The following is a 20,098-nucleotide window of genomic DNA, read 5'->3' on the forward strand; positions in this document are numbered from 1 at the left end:
CGAAGTGCTGGCACGCAACGCGGAGTCGCTGTACTGGATCGGCCGGTACGTCGAACGCGCCGACGACACCTCCCGCATCCTCAACGTCTCGGTCCACCAGCTGCTGGAGGACGCGACCGTCGACCCGGACCACGCGAGCCGCCAGCTCCTGGCCGTCCTGGGCATCGACACCCCCGACGGCGAGGCGCTCGACGTCTGGAAGCTGACCGAGCTGGTGGCGTACGCGAAGGACAACCCCGCGTCGATCGTCGGCTCGATCAACTCGGCGCGGGAGAACACCCGCGGCGCACGCGAGGTCGTCTCGACCGAGCTGTGGGAATGCCTGAACGCGACGTGGAACGCGGTGCCGGACCGGCAGCGCTACGCGCGGCGCGCCGGGCCGCACGCGTTCCTGTCCTTCGTGGAGGAGCGCGCGGCGATGTTCGCCGGCCTCGCCGACTCGACGATGTCGCGCGACGACGGCTGGCTGTTCATGGTGCTCGGCCGCTCGATCGAACGCGCCGACATGGTCGTGCGGCTGCTGCTGTCCCGGGTCGCGGACCGCGCGTCGTCGCCGGGCTGGATCACGGTGCTGCGTTCGGCCGGCGCGCAGGACACGTACCTGCGGACGTACCGGGGCGCGCTGGACGCCGGCCGCGTCGTGCAGTTCCTGTTGCGGGACACGCTGTTCCCGCGCTCGGTGTTCCACGCGCTGCGCCAGGCCGAGGACTGCCTCCAGCGGCTCGACCCGGGCGGCGGCTCGCGCAGCAACGAGAAGTCCGAGGCGCTGCGCCAGCTCGGCCGCGCACGCAGCGAGCTGGAGTTCCTCCGCCCGTCGGACCTGCTGACCGACCTGCCGCGGCGGCTCGGCTCGTTGCAGACGACGATCAGGGAGATCGGCGAAGCGGTGTCGTTGCAGTACTTCAGCACGTCGCCGTGGGTGGCGTGGAGCGGTGCGGAGGTTTCGCTGTGACGTGGCAGCTGCGCGTGGCGCACCGGACCGGCTACCGGTACGCGACCCCGGCGACGCAGTCGTACAACGAGGCCCGGCTGACCCCGCGCTCGGACCGACGGCAGACGACGGTCGCGACGCGCATCGAGACCACGCCGGCGACGCGGGCGTACCGGTACACGGACTACTGGGGCACGGTCGTGACGTCGTTCGACCTCCACGCGCCGCACACCGAGTTCACGGTCCTCGCGACGTCGGTGGTCGAGACGGCGGACGAGGCCGAACCGATCCGGACGGCTTCCTGGAAGGACCTGCGGTCCGACACGGTCGTCGACCACCGCACCGAGTACCTGACCCCGACCGACTACACCCCGCGTGACGTCTCGTTGGCACGCGAGGCTCGTTCCCTGCGGACGGGGCTGGACCCGGCGGACGCGGTGCTGGCGGTGTGCGAGTGGGTGAACAAGCAGCTCAAGTACCAACCGGGCACCACGGGCGTCCACTCGACGGCGACCGACGCGTGGCAGGCGCGCGAAGGCGTCTGCCAGGACTTCGCGCACGTGACGCTGGTGATGCTGCGGGCGATCGGCATCCCGGCCCGGTACGTGTCGGGCTACCTGCACACGAAACCGGACGCGAAGCTCGGCGAGGTGGTGGAAGGCGAGTCGCACGCGTGGGTCGACGTCTGGACCGGTGGCTGGTGGGCGTACGACCCGACGAACGCGATCCCGGTCGGGCCGCGGCACGTGTGGGTGGCGATGGGGCGGGACTACGCGGACGTGGCGCCGCTGAAGGGGATCTTCACCGGGGGCGGGCAGTCCACTTTGGACGTCTCGGTCCACCTGACCCGGTTGGCCTAGGGTTCAGCTCGCGGTGCGCGCGTCGAGCAGGTTCTTCAGGTGGTCGATGGTGGCGCGGACGTCGTTCTCCCAGCGCTGCGCCTTTTCGTCGGCACCCCGCGCGGCGTCGAGCTGGGCGAGCACCCAGGTCCGGATCAAGGCCGTCGGCTGCACACCCCGCTCGGCGGCGAGGCCGCGCAACTCTTCGATCCGGTCGACCGGGATGCGAACGCTGTAGACCGCACTCGGCCCCTTCGACGGCTCGCGGTGCGGCACCCAGCCGACCTCGGCATCGGGATCGGCTTCGGCCGCCTCCGCGATCCGGTCGCTGGTCTCCCTGTCCGGCATCATCACACCTCCCGTAGCCCTCGATACGCTTGTCGAACCCGCTTGTCCGCCGGCCAGGCCGTCGCGACGTGCCAAATTCCGTCCGGCGGATGCCGATCCGGCACGAGGACCACGACGAGCAACCGGCCCATCCCCGTGGAATACCCGACGACGCGAACAGCTTCTCCAGTCCGCGACGACGGATCCCGACCGATCAGCCTCCGCGGATCGAACACCTCCTCCAACGGCAGGCGCTCGATCGGTATCCCGTCGTAGATTTCGCCTTCCACTCAGCCAACGTATTACAGCGTAATACGCTTACCCGATCGGGGCAACACCGTCGCTCCAACCGCACAGGTCAAAGCAGGAACGTCCCGCCCGCCGCTTCGGCCACCTCCGCGCCCAGCGCCGACGCCGGGGTGTGCGCGCCCGGCTTGCCCTCGCCGCGGGCCAGGCGGGCCGCCACCTCGGCCACCACTGACGTCGTGAAGTCCATGGCCTCGCCCGCGCGGAGCCAGCCCTCGCGTGTCGTGCCGTCGGGCCAGGTGGCGACCGCGTGACCCCAGGTGTGCGGGCGCGGGCGGGGCGCGGGCTTCGTGCGGACCGCGGCGAGCCGCCGGACGGCGAAGCGGCGCACGGCCGGGATCGACACCAGGCGCGCGAGCAGCGGGAGCAGCGCCCGGACCACCGGGGCGGTCGGGGCGAGCCCGGAGTAGACCGTGACGTCCGGTGCGCCGCTCGCGCGCCGGGCGGCGATCAGCTCACCCGAGGGGATGCTCGCCACGGTCACCGTCTCGCCGTCGGGCAGGACGAGCGTGCGCGGGCTCGCGCCCCTGGCCGAGGCCGCGGTCAGGCCGTCGACGATGCTGGCGGCCAGCGCGATCCCGACGGTCCCGCCCTCGGACGCCACGGAGGCCAGCGCGTCGGCCCGCACGCGGCTCGGCGTGTCCCGCCCTTCGCACAGCTTCGCGACGACGGCTTCCGTGGCCAGGACCCCGAACCCGGCGCCGGTCACGAACGTGCTCCCGCCGGCGAGCGCCTCTTCGTGCAGGTCCAGCAGCCGCGAGACGGCGGCCAGGTCCGCGGCCAGGTCGACGTAGTGCCCGCCCGGCAGGCACGCCCGCGCGATCGTCCCCGCCGTGGCGGCGTACTCGCCGATCGTGTTGACCACGACCGTCGGCCGCCGGCGCCGGATCTCGGCGGCGATGGCCTCGACGCCGTCCGCGACGACGTACTTCGCGCCGGTCGCCGCCAGGCGTTCGCGGTCGCGGCCGACCAGCACGACCGGCAGGCCGCGGGCCGTCACCTCGGCGGTGATCCCGCGGCCGGTCCGGCCCAGTGCCCCGAGCACCCAGATCTCCATGACGTCCTCCAGTGATGTCTCAGTGTGTCATCACTGAGGCTAGCACGTGACGACACACTGAGACATCGCCAGTTAGACTGCACCCGTGGCCAGATGGGATCCCGGAACCGCGGACCGGCTGCGGAAAGCCGCGCTGGAGCTGTACGCCGAGCACGGGTACGACGCCGTGACCGTGACGCAGATCGCCGAGCGCGCGGGGATCACCCGCCGCTCGTACTTCCGCTACTTCCCCGACAAGCGCGAAGTCCTCTTCGCCGGTGCGGAGCAGCTTCCGCCCGCCATCGCCGAAGCCGTCCTGGCCGCCGAGGACGCCGGGTCGCCGCTGCGCACGGCTCTCGCGGCGCTCGCCGACGTCGGCACGCAGGTGACGCGGCTCATCGACCCCTCACCCGAGCGCCGGGCCGTCATCGCGGCCACCGCGGAGCTCCAGGAGCGCGAACGGACCAAGGCGGCCGCGGTCACCGCCGCGCTCCGCGACGCCCTCGAGCGCCGGGGCACCCCGCCGGACCAGGCGAAGGCGGCGGCGCAGGTCGCGGCGATCGTCTTCGGCGACGCGTTCGACCGGTGGATCGACGCCGGCGGCGCCGAGGACTTCCCGGCCTACCTCGACGCGGCCACCACGACCCTGCGCGACGCCTGCCGCTAGGGCGGCACTTTCACGTGAAAGTGACCCGGAGGGAGCCTCCGGGTCACTTTCGTGGGGAAAGTTGCGTCTCAGCCGCGGGCGTGCGCGTCCAGGATGTGCGCGACGGCCTCGGTGACCTGCTGCGCGTAGTCCAGGTGCAGCCACTCGTCCGGGACGTGGATGTTCGAGTCCGACCCGCAGGCGCCGGTGACCAGGAACTGCGCGTCCGGGTACTTCCGCGAGAGCAGGCCCATGAACGGGATCGACCCGCCCATGCCGGTCGCGCGGTGCGGGCGGCCGAAGACCTCATCGCTGACCGTGCGCAGGGCCGCCGTCAGCCACGGCGCCTCGCTCGGGGCGTTCCAGCCGTCCTCGGACTGCGGGTTGTCGCCGAAGGTGACCTTCGCGCCGTACGGGACGTCGGTGGTCAGCGCCTTCTTCACGGCTTCAAGCGCCTTCGCGGCGTCGGCCGTCGGCGGCAGCCGGAAACTCAGGGTGAGCGTGGTGCTCTCGCGCAGGACGTTCCCCGCGTCGGCCGGCTTCGGGAAGCCGTCGGCGCCGATCACCGACAGCGTCGGGCGCCACGCGTTGTTGAGCATCAGTTCCAACGCGTCTTCGGTGATCACGCGCCCGCCTTCGACCAGCGGGAACGCCTTCGCCAGCGCGTCGGGGAAGTCCTTCGAGACGGCTTCGAGCTCGGCCAGCCGGTCCGCCGGGACGTCGACCTTGAGCTCGTCGAGCAGCAGCTCGCCGGTCTCGCTGTCCTCGAGCCGCTCGATCAGGCGCCGCAGCACCCGGAACGAGCTGGCGACCACGCCCGACGCGACGCCGGAGTGCTGCGCCGAGGCCAGCAGCTGGACGGTGACGTCGAGGTGCAGCATTCCGCGCAGGCTCGTGACCAGCCACAACCGCTCGTAGTCGCTGCCGCCGGCGTCCAGGCAGACGACCAGCGAGACGTCGCCGATCCGGTCCGCCAGGTGCTCGACGTAGGCGGGCAGGTCCGGGCTGCCGGACTCCTCGCCGGTCTCCAGCAGCACGACCGTGCGGGCGTGCTCGCCGCCGGCCGCGTGCACGGCTTCGAGCGCCGTCGTCGCCGCGTAGCCGGAGTAGCCGTCGTCGACGGACCCGCGGCCGTACAGCCGCCCGTCGCGCAGCACCGGCGTCCACGGGCCGAGGCCCTCGGACCAGCCGCCGACCGGGGGCTGCTTGTCGAGGTGGCCGTACATCAGGACGGTGCCCTTGTCCGCCGCGCCCGGGGTCGCCGGGACGTCGACGAGCAGCAGGGGCGTGCGGTCTTCGAGCTGCACGACCTCGAGGGTGGCGCCGGGCAGGCCGCGCCCGGCGATCCACGCCCGGACGTGCTCGACGGCGGCGGCGAGGTGGCCGCTCTTCGCCCAGTCGGCGTCGAACGCCGGGGACAGCGCGGGGATCGCCACGAGCCCGGACAAGCTGGGCACGACTTCGCCGGTCCAAGCGGACACGACGGCTTCACGAACGGATTTCTGCTCCACGCCGCCATCGTGCCACGGGGCTACCGGCGTGCGGCACATCACAAGGTCGCCACGGGCGGTGCGGGAGCGCTCACCCCCGGCGCGGTGATCACCCGGCCGTACCAGGTGAGCGCCCGGACCGACGCCCGACCCTCGCAGGTCCGATGCTCGGGCTTCCTAACGTTTGCCCTGTTCAGCGCCTATTTCTCAGCAACAAATAAGTATCCGTGACTCACCAAAGGGCGGACCATCGTGCCAGGATGTCCGCGTGAACCGTCAACGCCGACGGCGACCGAGCGCTTCGGACCCGATGCGCTGGTCCCCGCCGGTGCAGTCGCTGTGGTCGCCACAAGCGGCCGCCAGAGGCACCGACACGAGGAGTACTGCGCATGCCGTCCGAACAGTGGACGCACCCGGAACCCGGGGACGGGCCCGCCGCCGTGGCGGCCCAGCCTTCCCCGGAGCAGGTGATCGCCGGATTGCGAGCAACCAGCGAAGGTGGCGCTGAGCTGACTCAGCTGCTCACCCCCGAAGGCGAACGGGTGCCCTCGCCCCAGTTCGACAAGTACGTCGACGACATCGACGCCGAAGCCCTGCGCGGCCTGTACCGCGACATGGTGCTGGTGCGGCGGGCCGACCGCGAGGCCAACGCCATGCAGCGCCAGGGCCAGCTCGGCATCTGGGTCCCGCTGCTCGGCCAGGAAGCCGCGCAGATCGGCTCCGGCCGCGCGCTGCGGGCGAACGACATGGCCTTCCCCAGCTACCGCGAGCACGGCGTCGCGTTCGCGCGCGGGGTCGACATGAAGGACCTGCTCGGCATCTTCCGGTGCACCGACCACAGCGGCTGGGACTACCAGCGCCACGGCTTCCACCCGTACACCATCGTGATCGGCAACCAGGTGCTCAACGCCGCCGGGTACGCGATGGGCCAGAAGTTCGAGGGCAAGGTCGGCGACGACGACGGCGAAGCGACCATCGTCTACTTCGGAGACGGCGCGACCTCGCAGGGCGACGTCCACGAAGGATTCGTCTGGGCCGCGGTCTACGACGCGCCGCTGGTGTTCTTCTGCCAGAACAACCAGTGGGCGATCTCCGAGCCGACCGAGCGCCAGTCGCGCCTGCCGCTGTACCAGCGCGCCCGCGGCTACGGCTTCCCCGGCATCCGCGTCGACGGCAACGACGTCCTGGCCTGCCTCGCGGTGTCGCGCTGGGCGCTCGACGAGTGCCGCCACGGCAACGGACCCGTCCTGATCGAGGCGTTCACCTACCGGATGGACGCGCACACGACGACCGACGACCCCACCCGCTACCGGCTCTCCGACGAGCTGGAGGAGTGGAAGCTGAAGGACCCGATCGAGCGCGTCCGGGCGTTCCTCGCCCGCGGTGGCGGCGCCGACCAGGCGTTCTTCGACAGCGTCCAGGAAGAGGCCGACAAGTTCGCGGCCGACCTGCGCGAGTACACGTTCAACATGCCGGAACCGCCGCCGGACCGGATCTTCAGCAACGTCTACGCCGAGGGCAACCCGGTGCTGGAGGCGCAGCGCGAAGAGTTCCTGTCCTACCTCGACGGTTTCGCTTCGGCGGGTGAGCACTGATGACCGACCTCCAGAAACTCACCATCGGCAAGGCGCTCAACCTCGGCCTGCGCCGCGCGATGGAAGAAGACCCCAAGGTCCTGATCATGGGTGAGGACGTCGGCAAGCTCGGCGGCGTCTTCCGGATCACCGACGGCCTCCAGAAGGACTTCGGCGAGCAGCGCGTGCTGGACACGCCGCTCGCGGAGTCCGGCATCATCGGCACCGCGGTCGGCCTGGCCGTGCGCGGGTTCCGGCCGGTGTGCGAGATCCAGTTCGAGGGCTTCATCTTCCCCGGCTTCGACCAGATCTCCTCGCAGCTGGCGAAGCTGCACTACCGGACGCAGGGCAAGGTCAAGATGCCCGTCGTGATCCGGGTGCCGTTCGGCGGCGGGATCGGCGCGGTCGAGCACCACTCGGAGTCGCCGGAGTCGCTGTTCGCGCACATCCCGGGCCTCAAGGTCGTGTCCATTTCGAACGCCGTCGACGCCTACTGGGGCATCCAGCAGGCGATCAAGTCGGACGACCCGATCCTGTTCTTCGAGCCCAAGCGGCTCTACCACTCGGGCGCGCTGCGCGCGGAGATCGACACCGACGGCACCGCGCCGCAGGTGTTCTCCTCGCAGGTGGTGCGCGAGGGCACGACCGCGACGGTCGTCGCGTACGGCCCTTCGGTGAAGGTCGCCCTCGACGCGGCCGCCGCGGCCGAGGACGAAGGCCACTCGCTCGAGGTCGTCGACCTGCGCACGCTCTCGCCGCTGGACCTCGGCCCGGTGTTCGAGTCGGTCCGCAAGACCGGACGGCTGATCGCGCTGTCGGAAGCGCCGTCCGAGTCGTCGCTGACCTCGGAGATCGCCGCGCGTGTCCAGCAGGAGTGCTTCTACTCGCTGGAAGCGCCGGTCCTCCGGGTGACCGGGTTCGACACGCCGTACCCGCCGGCCAAGCTCGAGGAGCACTACCTCCCCGACCTGGACCGGGTGCTGCACGCCGTCGACCGCTCGCTCGCCTGGTAAGGGGGACTTCCGCGCAATGCCTACGTACAAAGAGTTCCCCTTGGCGGACACCGCCGAGGGGCTGACCGAAGCCGACATCCTGAACTGGCACGTGAAGCCGGGCGACACGGTGACCGTCAACCAGATCGTGGTCGAGATCGAGACCGCGAAGGCCGCCGTGGAGCTGCCGATCCCGTGGGCCGGGGTCGTGACGGAGCTGCACGTCGAGCCGGGCCAGACGGTGGAGGTCGGCACGCCGATCCTCACCATCGACGTCGACCCCGGTGGCGCGGCCGCGCCTGCCGCCGCGGCGCCGGCTCCTGCTTCGGCTCCGGTCGAGGAAGAGGAGATGAAGCCGCTGGTCGGCTACGGCTCCAAGGCCGTGGTCACGCAGCGGCGGGCCCGGAAGGGCGCTGCTCCGGCTCCCGCTCCGGCCGCCGTCGCCGCTCCGCCTGCTCCAGCCGCTCCGGTCGCTCCCCGTGGTGGGTACGTCCCGCTCGCGAAGCCGCCGGTGCGGAAGCTGGCGAAGGACCTCGGCGTCGACCTGCACGCGCTGACCGGATCCGCGGACGGCGGCGTCATCACCCGCGAGGACGTCGAGCGCGCCGCCAACGGCTCGGCACCCGCGCCCGCGGCGTCCACTGTGGACACCGGCTACGACCCGGCCACCCGCGAGCGGCGCGTGCCGATCAAGGGCGTCCGCAAGATGACCGCGGCGGCGATGGTGCAGAGCGCGTACACCGCTCCGCACGTCACGGAGTTCCTGACCATCGACGTCACGCCGATGATGGAGTTCCGCGAGAAGCTGAAGAAGTCGCGGGAGTTCGCCGGGGTCAAGGTCACGCCGCTGACGTTCGCCGCGAAGGCCGTGTGCCTGGCGGCGAAGCGCACCCCGGACATCAACGCGGTCTGGGACGAGGCGGCGCAGGAGATCGTCTACAAGGACTACGTCCACCTGGGCATCGCGGCCGCCACGCCGCGCGGCCTGATCGTGCCGAAGGTCCGCGACGCCGACTCGCTGTCGCTCAAGGAGCTGGCTGTTGCGTTGACGCAGCTCACGGACGTGGCCCGCGAGGGCAAGACGTCCCCGGCGGACATGGCGAACGGCACGATCACGATCACCAACGTGGGCGTGTTCGGCGTCGACACCGGAACGCCGATCATCAACCCGGGCGAGTCCGCGATCCTGTGCCTCGGCGCGATCAAGGACCAGCCGTGGGTGGTGGACGGCGAGATCAAGGTCCGCAAGGTGCTCCAGCTGTCGCTGAGCTTCGACCACCGCGTGGTCGACGGCCAGCAGGGCTCGGAGTTCCTGGCTGACGTCGGCGCATTGCTGGCCGACCCGGCGATGGCGATGACTTACTGAGTTTTCGCGGGTGAGGGCCGTCTTCGGGCGGCCCTCACCTCTTGCGGAAGACGATCTTCCCGGCGTCGAGGTCGACTCGGGTGTCGCCGCCGGCCTGGTCCTCGACCAGCATCAGCTGGACCTGGCGCTGTTCCAGCTCGTGCTGCTTCGTGCCGCCGAGGATCGCCTCGACCTCTTCGGTCGCGACGGTGCCACGCCCATGGGGCGAACCATACTCATTTGACGGAGTGAGCACTCACTCCGCACACTGGTGACATGACACCAGCCCCCGAAACCCGGCGGAGAGCGCCGGGCATGAGCGTCGAAGACCGGCGCGCCATGATCGTGCACGCGGTGCTGCCGCTCCTCATCGAGCACGGCGCCGGCGTCACGACCAGCCAGATCGCCCGCGCCGCCGGGATCGGCGAGGGCACCATCTTCCGCGCGTTCAAGGACAAGGACGAGCTGTTCGACGCCTGCACCGCCGAGGCGCTCAAGCCCGACCACGTGCTCGACGCGATCGCCGAGATCCCGATCGACCAGCCCCTCGAAGACCGGCTCGTCGAGGCCGCCGACGCGCTCGGCGCGCACCTCGAGCGGATGGGCGCGCTGATGGGCGCCCTGCACGCGTCCGGCCGCGTCAAGCACCGCGATCCCGAGCAGCGCCTGAAGGACCGCCGGACGCTGAAGGGCGGCCGCAGCGAGTCGATGGCCGCGATGCGCGGCGCGATCACCGAGCTGTTCGAGCCCGAGAAGGACCGGCTGCGGCTGTCCCCCGAGCAGCTGGCCGCGTTGTTCCTGACCCTGTTGTTCGGCGGCCGGCGGATGGCCCCGGTCGACGACGCCCCCACCACGCGCCAGGTGGTCGACGTCTTCCTGCACGGCGCCGTGGAGGCCAAGTGATCCCGGGCGGTGGGGGCGGGATGGAGTTCATGCTGGCCCGCCGCGGCCGTCGCCGGCACGCGACGACCGTGCCGGAGAGCGGGCTCACGGGCCCGGTCGACATCCCGGAGCCGAAACCGGACGACCAGCCGAAGGACCTGCGCTCGCGGCTGAAGCGCGCGAAGACGTCCGTGGCGGGCACGGTCCGCGGCCTGCCGAAGGTCGCGAAGCTGACGTGGCAGGCGAGCCCGCCCCTGACGATCGTGCTGGCGCTGATCACGCTGTTGTCGGGCCTCCTGCCGACGGTGACGGCGTACGTCGCGAAGCTCCTGCTCGACTCCGTCGTCGCGGCGATCCAGGGCAAGGGCACCACCGGCGACATCGTGAACGTCGCGCTGTTCCAGTTCGCCGTGCTCGCCGGTACGGCGATCAGCAGCGCGTTGACGTCGATCGCGCAGGCCCTGCTGCAGGAGCGCATGACGCTGACCATCCGCCACCGCGTGATGGCGCACGCGAGCGAGCTGCACCTGGCGTACTTCGAGGGCTCGACGTCCTACGACATGCTGCGCCAGGCGGCGCAGGAAGCACCGACGCGGCCGCTGTCGATGATGAACTCCGCGCTGGGCCTGGTCCGGACGCTGATCACGTTCGGCAGCATGATCGCGCTGCTCGTCTCGATCAGCCCGCTGCTGGCGCTGGTCGCGCTGCTGGCGCCGATCCCGGCGTTCATCTCGCAGTCCAAGTACGGCTCGCGCGCGTTCTGGCTGACGTTCCTGATGTCGCCGATCAAGCGGCGGATGGACTACCTGTCTTCGCTGGTCACGACGGACACGTACGCCAAGGAGACGAAGCTGTTCGGCCTCGGCCCGTACTTCGTCGACCGCTTCCGCCGCCTCGGCGTCGTGTCGTACGAGCGGCAGCGCAAGCTGACGATCAACCGCAACGTCAGCTCGACGTCCTGGGGCCTGTTGAGCACGCTCGCGGGCTCGGCGATCGCGCTGTACATCGCCCTGGAGGCGGTCGGCGGCCGGCTGACGCTGGGCGACCTCGCCCTGTACACGGCGGCGGCGACGTCCGTGCAGGCGTCGGTGTCCGGGCTGTTCACGGCGTTTTCGGGGATGTACGAGAACAACCTCTACCTGGACACGCTCTACCGGTTCCTGGACACGAAGCCGGAGATCACGGCGCCCGCGGCACCGCGCCCGTTCCCGTCCGTCGTGGCCGGTCACATCGAGTTCGAGTCGGTGACGTTCGCCTACCCGGGCTCGGAGGAGCCGGCGCTGGAGGACGTCAGCTTCGAGATCCGCCCGGGCGAGACGGTGGCGGTGGTGGGCCGCAACGGCGCGGGCAAGTCGACGCTGTTCAAGCTCCTGTGCCGGTTGTACGACCCGACCGCCGGCCGGATCCTGCTGGACGGCGTCGACATCCGCGAGTACGACCCGGTCGAGCTGCGAACGCGGATCAGCGCGATGTTCCAGGACTACGTGACGTACCAGGGAACCGCGGCGGAGAACATCGGCTTGGGCGACCTGTCCCGGCTGGAGGACCGCGCGCACATCGAGGCTTCGGCCCGCCGGGCGGGCGCGGACGAGCGCATCGAGCGCCTCCCGTCCGGCTACGACAGCCCGCTCGGCCGCTGGTTCGACCAGGGCGTCTCCCTGTCCGGCGGCGAGTGGCAGAAGATCGCGCTGGCTCGGGCGTTCCAGCGCGAAGCGCCGCTGTTGATCCTGGACGAACCGACGTCGGCGCTGGACGCGCAGGCCGAGCACGACCTGTTCTCGCGGCTGCGTCAGCTGTCGGAGGGGCGGACGACGTTGTACATCTCGCACCGGTTCTCGACGGTCCGGCAGGCGGAGCGGATCCTGCTGCTGGACCACGGGAAGGTGGCGGAGTACGGAACGCACGAGGAGCTGATGGCGGCGAAGGCCGGGTACGCCGATCTGTTCACGCTTCAGGCACAGGCGTACTTGGACGAGGTGCCGAGCTAGCCCGGACGAACTCCGCGGGGATCTCGGTACCCCCGCGGAGTTCGACGTCCCGCAGGTTCAGCCAGGGTTTGGCGTCCTCGTCCGCGTTGAGCTCGACGGCCACGGCGTCGAGCGCGCAGTCCCGGAGCCAGATCATCCGCTCGCGCGCGCTCCACAGCTCCAGCCGCAGGCGACCGCGGGTGAACCGCACGTCTTCGAAGACCAGCCGCGGGAACCCACCCGAGTCGTCTTGCCAGCCGGCGTCGAGGTCCTTGAAATCCACGTGGGTGTCCGACAGCTCCATCTGCTCGAAGCGCACTTCGCCGGCTTCGATGCTGAGCTGCGTGAAGTCCAGGCGTTCGCACGCGACCCGGCACCGGTAGAAGTCGGTCGTGCCCCCTCGGACGGTCGAGCCGGCCCAGCTGAGCTCGCGCCCGGCGAATTCGGCGCCGACGAACTCGATGCCGCCGTCGAAGAGCACGCTGCCGAAGGTGGTGCGCTCGGCAGCGAACCGGGTGCCGTGGCAGCTGAGGCCGCCGCTGAAGCGCGCGCGGTCGAACGAGGTCAGCTGCCCGGTGAACTCCGCCCGGTCGAGGATCAGCCGCCCGCGGAACCGCAGCCCGGAGAAGTCGGCGTTCTCGAACACGACCTCGGTGAAGTCGAAGTCGACCGGGTGCCGCCACCAGCGGAGCCCGGTCAGCCGGTCGCGGAACATCCGGAGGATCGCCTCGCGCACCACGGACTCGCCGGGCGTCATGGTTTCGGGCTGCAGGCGCAGGTAGCCGCAGAGGACGTCGATGCAGACCTGGCGCTTGTCCACCCAGTCGTCGGCGAGCCCGGCGAGGGCGTAGACGCCGGTCAACCGCACCGCGGGACTGTCGTGCGCCAGCTGCTCGGCGGCGGCGCCCAGGCGTTCGTTGAACCCCTGGACGGTCTCCCGCTCGGCCTTCTCGACGGCGAGGGCGTGCTCGTTCTCGGTGACCCGCTGCTTCCGGTAGTTGACCGCGAGCAGCACCACCCCACCCAACCCGGCGACGACGGACAGCGCGATCTTCAGCAGATCGAGCAACTGGGTGACGTCGAAGGCGCCTGTGGCGGGCAGCCGCGGCCAGTCGAGGAACCAGAGAAGCCCGCCCCCAGCCGCGCCCGCGACGACGACGGCGATCGCCAACCAGACGAGCACGGACGCGGCGATACCGGCTCTCACCTGCGGAAACTCCGGGAGCCTCAGCCGTCGACGCGCGGCCAGCGCCACGCCGCCGAGCACCGCGAGCGCGATCAGGAGCCAGCGGAACCAGTCGGGCACGAAGGGTGAGACTAGCCGGTGGGTTTCGGCCGCGGGAGCAAATCGGACAGGTCGTTCGTTGTCCCGGGTATGGCTGTCGCGTTCCTGCTCTACGTCTTCGCCGAGATCGCCGCGATCTGGGCGGTGGGCTCGGCCGTCGGCGTGCTCGGCACCCTGGGCCTCCTGCTCGCTGGCGCCTTCGTCGGCTCCTGGCTCGCGCGCCGTGAGGGTGCGAAGGCGATGCGGGCGTTCGTGGAGTCCGCGCGGATGGGACGCCCGTCGGAGAAGGAACTGACCGACGGGATGCTGGTCGGGCTCGGCGGGGTGCTGATCCTGGTGCCGGGGTTCGTGAGTGACGTGCTGGGGCTGCTGCTGATTCTGCCGCCTTCGCGTGCCGTGGCGCGGCGGTTGTGGTTGAAGCGGATGGAGAAGCGGGCGGTGCGGTTCGCTAATCAGCGACGGGGGCCGGTGATGGTGGTGGACAGTGAGGTTGTGTCCTCGGAGGAGCCGAGGCGCGATCAGCCGACGGTGATCGAGGGGCGCGTCATCGAGGGGTAGTCCCCGCTGGGCTCGAACCTTGTCACAATGTGCGCGTGGAGCGCTTGAAGACCACATCCGCGGTACGAGTCCGGATGAGCAAGCAGAAGTCCCGGAACACCGGGATCGAGATGGCCTTGCGCAGACTCCTCCACAGCGCCGGTTTCCGTTATCGAGTGCACCGGCGACCGGTCAAAGGGGTACGCCGAGAGGCGGACCTGGTATTCGGTCCCGCCCGAGTCGCGGTCTTCGTCGACGGATGCTTCTGGCACGGGTGTCCGGAGCACGCGACGTGGCCGAAGAACAACGCGGAGTTCTGGCGCGAGAAGATCGAGACCAACCGCAGGCGCGACGCCGACACCGACTCTCGGCTGCACGACGCCGGGTGGCTGTCGGTTCGCGTATGGGAGCACGAAACCGCGGAAACGGCGGCGGACCGGGTGAGCACCGCGGTCCGCGAGCGCCGCAGGAACTAGTCGGAGTCCTTGATGAGACCCTCGACGCCAGTACGGGACTCCCACCAACTCTGCTTGACACATCGGTCCAGCACGGTGTCGTCAAGTTTCTTGCCCAGCGCTGCCGCGAGGACGTGTGCGCCCAGCCGCGGCGGGATAGCGTTGCCGATCTGTTGTGCGATACCTCGCCCGGACCAGGGGTAGTCGTATGGGAACGTCTGGAGCTTGCCTGCTTCGTGGTCGGAGAACCGGTCGGGCAACCCCTTCGCCCGACCGACGAGGCGGTTGCGGGACACCTTGCCGGTCACCGTGAACGCAGGCTGCGTCAAATCCCTTCGCCCACGCAGCTTCGGGTTCCCGCCGGTGCCGTAGTTCGATACCACGGTGACCCGTCCCGACCAGCCGAGCGCCTCACCCATCGTCTTCCAGGGCTGGAGGCTCAAGTCACCTTCGCCCCTGGCTTGTCCCTTGCGGTAGCGACGATGAGTCGGAGCGGGCAATTTCGCCTCGCCCTCGAGCCTGGCGATCAGGATGGCTCGGCGACGTGTTTGTGGAACGCCGAAGTCTTCGGTGTGGAGAATGCCGCAGTCGATTTTGTAGCCCTTCGCGCCGAGGACGCGACCGAACGCCCTCCACACGGGAAGCACCGCCGGAACCTGTTCCAGCAGGATCGCCTCGTACGGGGCGCCGCGATCAGCTGCATCGAGAGCCCACCTCAAGGGCTCCAAGACGAGGCCGGTTCGCTCGTCCTTCAGCTTCCTGAGCGCCGGAATCACGTCTTGGCCCCGTTGCATGGCCTCCACAAAACCCAGAACCCGATCGAGCGCTTTGCGGCCTTCACCCTTCCCGGCGACCGTATACGTCTGACACGGAGGTCCTCCGGTGAGGATCCGAGCGTCCGGGTAGTCGAGCGGCTTGGAGTGGCGGACATCGCCGTGTTCGGTGCGCAGCTGGGCCTTCCGGCGGGTCTCGCAGGCGTCGTCGTCCCACTCGATGCCTGCGACGGACACCCCGAGCCAGTGGGCCGCGACGTCGAGACCCCCGGGACCGGCGAAGAGGTCCACCATCTCGACCTGCGGAGACGAAGGCGAGGGCGGTTGTCCGTCGGTCATGAAAAGGGAGTCTATAAGTCAGGTACGACACTCCGAACGAGTCCCGAACCCGACACGCCGGCAGGTCCCCAGCCGGCCGTGTCACTCGCGGGACAATACAGCTAGTCCACTGTCGGCTTGGGGATGTCGAAGTAGCTCGAGAACCGCACCGCCGGGGCGTACTCGCCCTTCACCTTCACCCGGCCCGTCACGAACATCGCCGCCACCGCGGCGTTGCCCGTGGCCATCCGGATGAAGTCGTCCACCGACAGCGTGATCGTCGTGTCCGGCGAACGGGACAAATCCGTCGAAGAGACGCACACGCCGTCCTCGATGACCGTCTGGAAGCGGTCGTAGCCGTCTTCGCCGGCGCCCTCTGAAAAGCGCCAGGAAACCACGAAATCGACGTGGCGCGCCTTCTCCGGGAGGAAATGCTCCGACATGCGGCGGAATATCTCGTCGAGAAACACCGGGCGCAACTCGGGGTGCTCCGCGATCGCCTTCAACTGGTCACGGGAAGCTCGCCGGACGACGTCGACCAGGACGTCCGTCGACAGCGAGCTCAGCTCGATCCCCGCTCCCGCGGAGCCCAGCATGTGCAGGGTTTCCAGGACCTGGACAAACTGCGAGGGCGTCAGGTTGCCGAGGACCAGCTTCTCCGCGAACGCGTTCACCACGTGGCTGCCGCGGATGGCACGGGGCCGGGAAAGGCGCCACTTCGCTTTTCGGGGCACGGGCAGGAATTATACTGGATGGGGCAGATCGAAAAAGCCGATGAGGCCCGCCGCGAAGGCCAAATCGCCCTTGACCTTTATCCTCCCGGTGACGAACAACACCGCCGGGGTGGCCTGGTGGGTGATCAGCCGGAAGAAGTCGGCCGGGGCGATCGAGATCGTGACGCGGGGGGTCTCGCGCATCTCGCGGCTGACCGTGCACGAGCCGTGGGAGATCACCGTCTCGTAGCGGTCGTGGCCGCCTTCGCCGATGCCTCCCGAGAGGCGCCAGTGGACCACCGCGTGCAGGTCGCGGGCGCGCTCCGGTCTGATGTGGGAGCCCATGCGCGCGAAGATCTCCGCCAGCACGCGCTCGCGCAGGGGGCGCTCGGCCACCACGCTTTCGAGCTGCGCGCGGGACGCCGACGAGACCAACGACGCGAAGCGCGCCGGCTCGACCTTGCTCAGGTCGAACGCCGGAGCGCGCGAGGCCAGCGTGAGCAGCGCTTTCAGGAACCGACGGAAGTCGTCCTTGCCGAGGTCGCGCGGGTTCAGCGCTTCGGCGAGGGCGTTGACGTCCAAGGCGTGCGCCTCGGGGCTCAGCGGGTCGAGGCGCTCCAGCGCGTCGAGCAGCGGCGCCCCGCGGAGGGCCGCGACGCGATCGGCGCTGGTCATCCCGGCGTTGTCGGCCATGGTCACTCCCTCTCCAGTTACCCGAGCGTAAGGCTACCCGCCAGTAGGTAGGCGGGCAAGCGTGCCGAAATCACCCTCCCGTGGGCACGACCGGTACCGTCTCCGGGCAGCAACGAGGAGGTCCAGCGTGTCAGAGGATGATCAGCGTCCGCCCGAACGGGCCAGGCGGCTGCCGCGCGCCGTGCGCGAGCGGCAGATCCTGGACGCGGCCGTCCAGGTCTTCTCGCGCCACGGCTACCACGCGGCGTCGATGGACGAGATCTCCGACGTCGCCGGCGTCTCGAAGCCGATGATCTACACCTACCTCGGCTCCAAGGAGGACCTCTTCGGCGCGTGCATCCGCCGCGAGGCGACGCGGCTGCTCGAGGCCATCCAGGCCGGCGTCCAGCCCGATCTGCCGCCGGACATGCAGCTCTGGCACGGCCTTCGGTCCTTCTACCGCTTCGTCGCCGAGTACCGCGAGTCGTGGACGGTCCTGCACCGCCAGGCCCTGACCGTCGGCGGGGCCTTCGCCGCCGAGATCACCGACATGCGGGCGCGGGCGATCCAGCTGGTCGCCGCGCTCGTCGTGTCCGCCGGCACCCGCAAGGGCGTCGGCGAGCAGGCCGAGTTCTCCGGTGAGGGCCTGTCCGCGGCGCTGGTCGGGGCGGCCGAGTCGCTGGCCGACTGGGCCCTCGACCACCCCGACATCTCCGACGGCGTCCTGGCGTCGTGGCTGATGAACCTCGTCTGGCTCGGCTTCAACGACCTCATCGAGGGCGAGGTCTGGAAGCCCTCAGAGTGAGGTGATCGTGCCGTCCAGGTGCGGCTTCGACCTGCCCCACAGCTCGAACGCCCAGCCATCACCATCGGCCCACGACGTGAAGCCCACCTTGGCCGGCAGCAGCACCGGCTGCTTGAAGCGGACGTCCACCGTGAACGCCGCCGGCAGCCTGCCCTCGAACGCCGCCAGTGCGTGGGCCTTGGTCCACATCCCGTGAGCGATCGCCTTCGGGAAGCCGAACAGGCGGGCCGTCAGCGGGTGCAGGTGGATCGGGTTGCGGTCGCCGGAGACCTCCGCGTAGCGGCGGCCAATGTCGCCCGGGACGCGCCAGATCGCGTCCGGCGTCGGGGGCGCCAGCTGCTCGCGGCGACCACCTGAACCGGACCCCGAGCCGCGGCGCAGGTACGTGCTGACGTCGCTCCAGACCAGGTCGTCGCCGGCCCAAGCTTCGCTGATGACGTCGAACTGGCGGCCCTTCTCGTGCGGGCGCAGGTTCTCCGCGCGCACGCGGATCGTCAGGGGCTCGGCCAGGCGCAACGGCCGGTGCTGGGTGATCCGGTTCGCCACGTGCACCATGCCGAGCAGCGGGAACGGGAACGCCGGCTCGGTCATCAGCGCCATCTGCAGCGGGAACGCCAGCATGTGCGGGTACGTCGCCGGCAGCTCGTCGCTCAGCCGGAAGCCGCAGACCGCGTTGTACGCGGCGAGGTGCGCCGGGTCGACCACGACGCCCGTGCGGACCAGCTCGGTGTCGGGCAGCGCTGAGCCCGCTTTGCGAAAGCCGAGCAGCGCCTTCGGGTAGAGCGTGGCCAGGCTCGGGGTGCTGTCGAGTTCGCGGATCGCCACGTCAGGCCCCCAGCAGCGCCTGGCCGCAGACGCGGACCACGTTGCCGTTGACCGCCGACGACGCCGGGTTCGCATACCAGGCGATCGTCTCGGCGACGTCGACCGGCAGCCCGCCCTGGCCGAGGCTGGACAGCCGGCGCCCGGCCTCGCGGATGAACAGCGGGACCGCCGCCGTCATCTTGGTCTCGATGAAGCCGGGCGCGACGGCGTTGATCGTGCCGCCGTACGCCGCGAGCTGCGGCGCGCCGACGTTGACCATGCCGATCACGCCCGCCTTGGACGTCGCGTAGTTCGTCTGGCCGACGTTGCCGGCGATGCCCGCGATCGACGAGACACCGATGATGCGGCCGTTCTCGTTCAGCACCTTGTCGCCGAGCAGCTTGTCGTTCACCGCGAGCTGCGAGGCGAGGTTCACCGCGATGACCGAGTCCCACGCGCTCTCGCTCATGTTGCCCAGCGTCTTGTCGCGGGTAATCCCCGCGTTGTGGACGACGACGTCGACGCCGCCGTGGCGCTCCTTCAGGTACTCCGCGAGCTTCGCGGGCGCGCTCGGCGAGGTGATGTCGAGCTGCAGCGCCGACCCGCCGACCTTGTTCGCGACCTTCGAGAGGTCGCCGCCCTGCGCGGGGATGTCGAGCGCGACGACGTGCGCGCCGTCGCGGGCCAGCACCTCGGCGATCGCCGCGCCGATGCCGCGGGACGCGCCCGTGACCAGCGCGACCTTGCCGTCCAGCGGCTTCTCCCAGTTCGCGGGCGCGGAAGCCGTCTTGCCCTCGGCACCGATCCGGATGACCTGCGCGTCGACGAACGCGGACTTCGCCGAGAGCAGGAAGCGCAACGTCGACTCCGTCGCCTCTTCGGCGCCTTCCGCGACGTACACGAGCTGGGCGGTCGCGCCGCGCTTCAGCTCCTTGCCGACCGAACGCACGAAGCCTTCGAGCGCGCGCTGCGCGATCCGCTCGCGGCCTTCGACCTGCTCCGGCGGCGTGCCCAGGACGACGACGCGGCCGGACGGGCCGACGCTGCGGATCACCGGGTGGAAGAAGTCGTAGACCTCGCGCAGGCGGGCGGGCTCGGTGACGCCGGTGGCGTCGAAGACGAGCGCCGCGTGCCGGTCGGCCGCCGACGTGATGACCTCGATGCCCGCGTCGGCGAGCTGGTCGCGCAGGGTCTTCTCCAGCCGTCCGCCGGGCGCCGCGCCGAGAAGTGCGGGACCCTCGAGGGCGGGTTGCCCGGGCTTGTACCGGCGCAGCGTGGCGGGGTTGGGCAGGCCGAGCTTCGGCACCACGAACTTCCCCAACGGGGTTTTCGTGAACTGCTGGTACCTGTCAGCCATCGGTTGCCTCCCGTGCAGTCTGCGTCACGTCGCAGTCTAACCTA

The 20,098-nt window shown here is 70.3% G+C and carries 22 protein-coding genes; 11 read left to right on the forward strand and 11 right to left on the reverse strand.

From position 1 onward, the window contains the following. Positions 1 to 4 precede the first annotated feature (4 nt). Both EIY87_RS17145 and EIY87_RS17150 read left to right on the forward strand, forming a co-directional pair. Positions 5 to 952, forward strand: a complete 948-nt coding sequence (locus tag EIY87_RS17145; protein ID WP_125309079.1) for an alpha-E domain-containing protein — start codon at positions 5 to 7, stop codon at positions 950 to 952. After that, positions 949 to 1,791 (forward strand): transglutaminase family protein, encoded by an 843-nt coding sequence (locus EIY87_RS17150; RefSeq protein ID WP_125309081.1) that lies wholly within the window; start codon positions 949 to 951, stop codon positions 1,789 to 1,791. The genes EIY87_RS17145 and EIY87_RS17150 overlap by 4 nt, the downstream gene beginning before the upstream one ends. A gap of 3 nt (positions 1,792 to 1,794) precedes the next feature. Here EIY87_RS17150 and EIY87_RS17155 read toward each other — a convergent pair whose 3' ends face one another. The 3 genes from EIY87_RS17155 to EIY87_RS17165 form a co-directional block, all read right to left on the reverse strand. After that, positions 1,795 to 2,118 (reverse strand): hypothetical protein, encoded by a 324-nt coding sequence (locus EIY87_RS17155; RefSeq protein ID WP_125309084.1) that lies wholly within the window; start codon positions 2,116 to 2,118, stop codon positions 1,795 to 1,797. Positions 2,119 to 2,120: 2 nt separating this feature from the next. Further along, the gene (locus EIY87_RS17160; RefSeq protein WP_125309086.1) at positions 2,121 to 2,387 is read right to left on the reverse strand and encodes a hypothetical protein; all 267 of its coding nucleotides are present in this window, start codon (positions 2,385 to 2,387) and stop codon (positions 2,121 to 2,123) included. Between the two features lie 68 nt (positions 2,388 to 2,455). Further along, positions 2,456 to 3,460 (reverse strand): saccharopine dehydrogenase family protein, encoded by a 1,005-nt coding sequence (locus EIY87_RS17165; RefSeq protein ID WP_125309088.1) that lies wholly within the window; start codon positions 3,458 to 3,460, stop codon positions 2,456 to 2,458. Positions 3,461 to 3,545: 85 nt separating this feature from the next. Between EIY87_RS17165 and EIY87_RS17170 the strand changes: the two genes are divergently transcribed. Then, positions 3,546 to 4,106 (forward strand): TetR/AcrR family transcriptional regulator, encoded by a 561-nt coding sequence (locus tag EIY87_RS17170; protein ID WP_125309090.1) that lies wholly within the window; start codon positions 3,546 to 3,548, stop codon positions 4,104 to 4,106. Between the two features lie 68 nt (positions 4,107 to 4,174). Here EIY87_RS17170 and EIY87_RS17175 read toward each other — a convergent pair whose 3' ends face one another. Continuing rightward, on the reverse strand, positions 4,175 to 5,596 hold the full coding sequence (locus EIY87_RS17175; RefSeq protein ID WP_191984130.1) for a M20/M25/M40 family metallo-hydrolase: 1,422 nt from the start codon (positions 5,594 to 5,596) through the stop codon (positions 4,175 to 4,177). Positions 5,597 to 5,964: 368 nt separating this feature from the next. Here EIY87_RS17175 and pdhA point away from each other — a divergent pair, with 368 nt between their 5' ends. The 3 genes from pdhA to EIY87_RS17190 are packed head-to-tail and all read left to right on the forward strand — an operon-like array spanning position 5,965 to position 9,507. Continuing rightward, positions 5,965 to 7,170, forward strand: coding sequence for a pyruvate dehydrogenase (acetyl-transferring) E1 component subunit alpha (gene pdhA, locus EIY87_RS17180; protein ID WP_125309095.1), 1,206 nt, complete (start codon positions 5,965 to 5,967; stop codon positions 7,168 to 7,170). After that, the gene (locus EIY87_RS17185) at positions 7,170 to 8,162 is read left to right on the forward strand and encodes an alpha-ketoacid dehydrogenase subunit beta (RefSeq protein ID WP_125309097.1); all 993 of its coding nucleotides are present in this window, start codon (positions 7,170 to 7,172) and stop codon (positions 8,160 to 8,162) included. Before pdhA ends, EIY87_RS17185 begins: the two co-directional genes overlap by 1 nt. Before the next feature lie 16 nt (positions 8,163 to 8,178). After that, on the forward strand, positions 8,179 to 9,507 hold the full coding sequence (locus tag EIY87_RS17190; protein WP_125309099.1) for a dihydrolipoamide acetyltransferase family protein: 1,329 nt from the start codon (positions 8,179 to 8,181) through the stop codon (positions 9,505 to 9,507). A gap of 34 nt (positions 9,508 to 9,541) precedes the next feature. On the opposite strand, the gene EIY87_RS17195 is transcribed toward EIY87_RS17190, so the two are convergent. Continuing rightward, the gene (locus EIY87_RS17195) at positions 9,542 to 9,742 is read right to left on the reverse strand and encodes a DUF6191 domain-containing protein (RefSeq protein WP_125309101.1); all 201 of its coding nucleotides are present in this window, start codon (positions 9,740 to 9,742) and stop codon (positions 9,542 to 9,544) included. Positions 9,743 to 9,801: 59 nt separating this feature from the next. On the opposite strand from EIY87_RS17195, the gene EIY87_RS17200 reads away from it, so the two are divergent. Together EIY87_RS17200 and EIY87_RS17205 are read left to right on the forward strand one after the other, a co-directional pair. After that, entirely contained in the window at positions 9,802 to 10,389 is a 588-nt protein-coding gene (locus EIY87_RS17200; protein ID WP_125309103.1) for a TetR/AcrR family transcriptional regulator, read from the forward strand. Positions 10,390 to 10,409: 20 nt separating this feature from the next. Further along, positions 10,410 to 12,356 (forward strand): ABC transporter ATP-binding protein, encoded by a 1,947-nt coding sequence (locus tag EIY87_RS17205; protein ID WP_125309105.1) that lies wholly within the window; start codon positions 10,410 to 10,412, stop codon positions 12,354 to 12,356. Here the strand turns inward: EIY87_RS17205 and EIY87_RS17210 are convergent. Next, a complete protein-coding gene (locus EIY87_RS17210) occupies positions 12,313 to 13,641 on the reverse strand; it encodes a pentapeptide repeat-containing protein (RefSeq protein WP_125309107.1) in 1,329 nt (442 codons plus the stop codon). The two genes, EIY87_RS17205 and EIY87_RS17210, sit on opposite strands and share 44 nt — an antisense overlap. A gap of 69 nt (positions 13,642 to 13,710) precedes the next feature. On the opposite strand from EIY87_RS17210, the gene EIY87_RS17215 reads away from it, so the two are divergent. After that, positions 13,711 to 14,178 (forward strand): FxsA family protein, encoded by a 468-nt coding sequence (locus tag EIY87_RS17215; RefSeq protein WP_125309110.1) that lies wholly within the window; start codon positions 13,711 to 13,713, stop codon positions 14,176 to 14,178. Between the two features lie 74 nt (positions 14,179 to 14,252). Continuing rightward, entirely contained in the window at positions 14,253 to 14,633 is a 381-nt protein-coding gene (locus tag EIY87_RS17220; protein WP_125309113.1) for a very short patch repair endonuclease, read from the forward strand. Here the strand turns inward: EIY87_RS17220 and EIY87_RS17225 are convergent. The 3 genes from EIY87_RS17225 to EIY87_RS17235 all read right to left on the reverse strand — a co-directional run bounded on the left by EIY87_RS17225 (position 14,630) and on the right by EIY87_RS17235 (position 17,109). Next, a complete protein-coding gene (locus EIY87_RS17225) occupies positions 14,630 to 15,724 on the reverse strand; it encodes a DNA cytosine methyltransferase (RefSeq protein ID WP_125309115.1) in 1,095 nt (364 codons plus the stop codon). The genes EIY87_RS17220 and EIY87_RS17225 overlap by 4 nt on opposite strands. A 101-nt stretch (positions 15,725 to 15,825) precedes the next feature. After that, positions 15,826 to 16,377 (reverse strand): SCP2 sterol-binding domain-containing protein, encoded by a 552-nt coding sequence (locus EIY87_RS17230; RefSeq protein ID WP_125309117.1) that lies wholly within the window; start codon positions 16,375 to 16,377, stop codon positions 15,826 to 15,828. A gap of 69 nt (positions 16,378 to 16,446) precedes the next feature. Next, on the reverse strand, positions 16,447 to 17,109 hold the full coding sequence (locus EIY87_RS17235) for an SCP2 sterol-binding domain-containing protein (protein ID WP_191984131.1): 663 nt from the start codon (positions 17,107 to 17,109) through the stop codon (positions 16,447 to 16,449). A 127-nt stretch (positions 17,110 to 17,236) separates the two neighbouring features. Here EIY87_RS17235 and EIY87_RS17240 point away from each other — a divergent pair, with 127 nt between their 5' ends. Then, entirely contained in the window at positions 17,237 to 17,893 is a 657-nt protein-coding gene (locus EIY87_RS17240; protein WP_086670992.1) for a TetR/AcrR family transcriptional regulator, read from the forward strand. Here EIY87_RS17240 and EIY87_RS17245 read toward each other — a convergent pair. Together EIY87_RS17245 and EIY87_RS17250 are read right to left on the reverse strand one after the other, a co-directional pair. Next, complete coding sequence (locus EIY87_RS17245; protein WP_125309121.1) at positions 17,885 to 18,718, reverse strand: MaoC family dehydratase; 834 nt, start codon at positions 18,716 to 18,718, stop codon at positions 17,885 to 17,887. The two genes, EIY87_RS17240 and EIY87_RS17245, sit on opposite strands and share 9 nt — an antisense overlap. Position 18,719: 1 nt before the next feature. Next, entirely contained in the window at positions 18,720 to 20,054 is a 1,335-nt protein-coding gene (locus EIY87_RS17250; RefSeq protein ID WP_125309123.1) for a 3-oxoacyl-ACP reductase, read from the reverse strand. Positions 20,055 to 20,098 lie beyond the last annotated feature (44 nt).

It is taken from the genome of Amycolatopsis eburnea, from assembly GCF_003937945.1.
GTDB lineage: Bacteria > Actinomycetota > Actinomycetes > Mycobacteriales > Pseudonocardiaceae > Amycolatopsis > Amycolatopsis eburnea.

Excerpts from the sequence above, each read along its gene's own strand:
- EIY87_RS17200 (WP_125309103.1), top strand. The coding sequence starts at position 9,802 with ATGAGCGTCGAAGACCGGCGCGCCATGATCGTGCACGCGGTGCTGCCG.
- EIY87_RS17250 (WP_125309123.1), bottom strand. The coding sequence starts at position 20,054 with ATGGCTGACAGGTACCAGCAGTTCACGAAAACCCCGTTGGGGAAGTTC.
- pdhA (WP_125309095.1), top strand. The coding sequence starts at position 5,965 with ATGCCGTCCGAACAGTGGACGCACCCGGAACCCGGGGACGGGCCCGCC.
- EIY87_RS17185 (WP_125309097.1), top strand. The coding sequence starts at position 7,170 with ATGACCGACCTCCAGAAACTCACCATCGGCAAGGCGCTCAACCTCGGC.
- EIY87_RS17190 (WP_125309099.1), top strand. The coding sequence starts at position 8,179 with ATGCCTACGTACAAAGAGTTCCCCTTGGCGGACACCGCCGAGGGGCTG.
- EIY87_RS17225 (WP_125309115.1), bottom strand. The coding sequence starts at position 15,724 with ATGACCGACGGACAACCGCCCTCGCCTTCGTCTCCGCAGGTCGAGATG.
- EIY87_RS17205 (WP_125309105.1), top strand. The coding sequence starts at position 10,410 with ATGGAGTTCATGCTGGCCCGCCGCGGCCGTCGCCGGCACGCGACGACC.
- EIY87_RS17220 (WP_125309113.1), top strand. The coding sequence starts at position 14,253 with ATGAGCAAGCAGAAGTCCCGGAACACCGGGATCGAGATGGCCTTGCGC.
- EIY87_RS17235 (WP_191984131.1), bottom strand. The coding sequence starts at position 17,109 with ATGGCCGACAACGCCGGGATGACCAGCGCCGATCGCGTCGCGGCCCTC.
- EIY87_RS17155 (WP_125309084.1), bottom strand. The coding sequence starts at position 2,118 with ATGCCGGACAGGGAGACCAGCGACCGGATCGCGGAGGCGGCCGAAGCC.
- EIY87_RS17165 (WP_125309088.1), bottom strand. The coding sequence starts at position 3,460 with ATGGAGATCTGGGTGCTCGGGGCACTGGGCCGGACCGGCCGCGGGATC.
- EIY87_RS17215 (WP_125309110.1), top strand. The coding sequence starts at position 13,711 with ATGGCTGTCGCGTTCCTGCTCTACGTCTTCGCCGAGATCGCCGCGATC.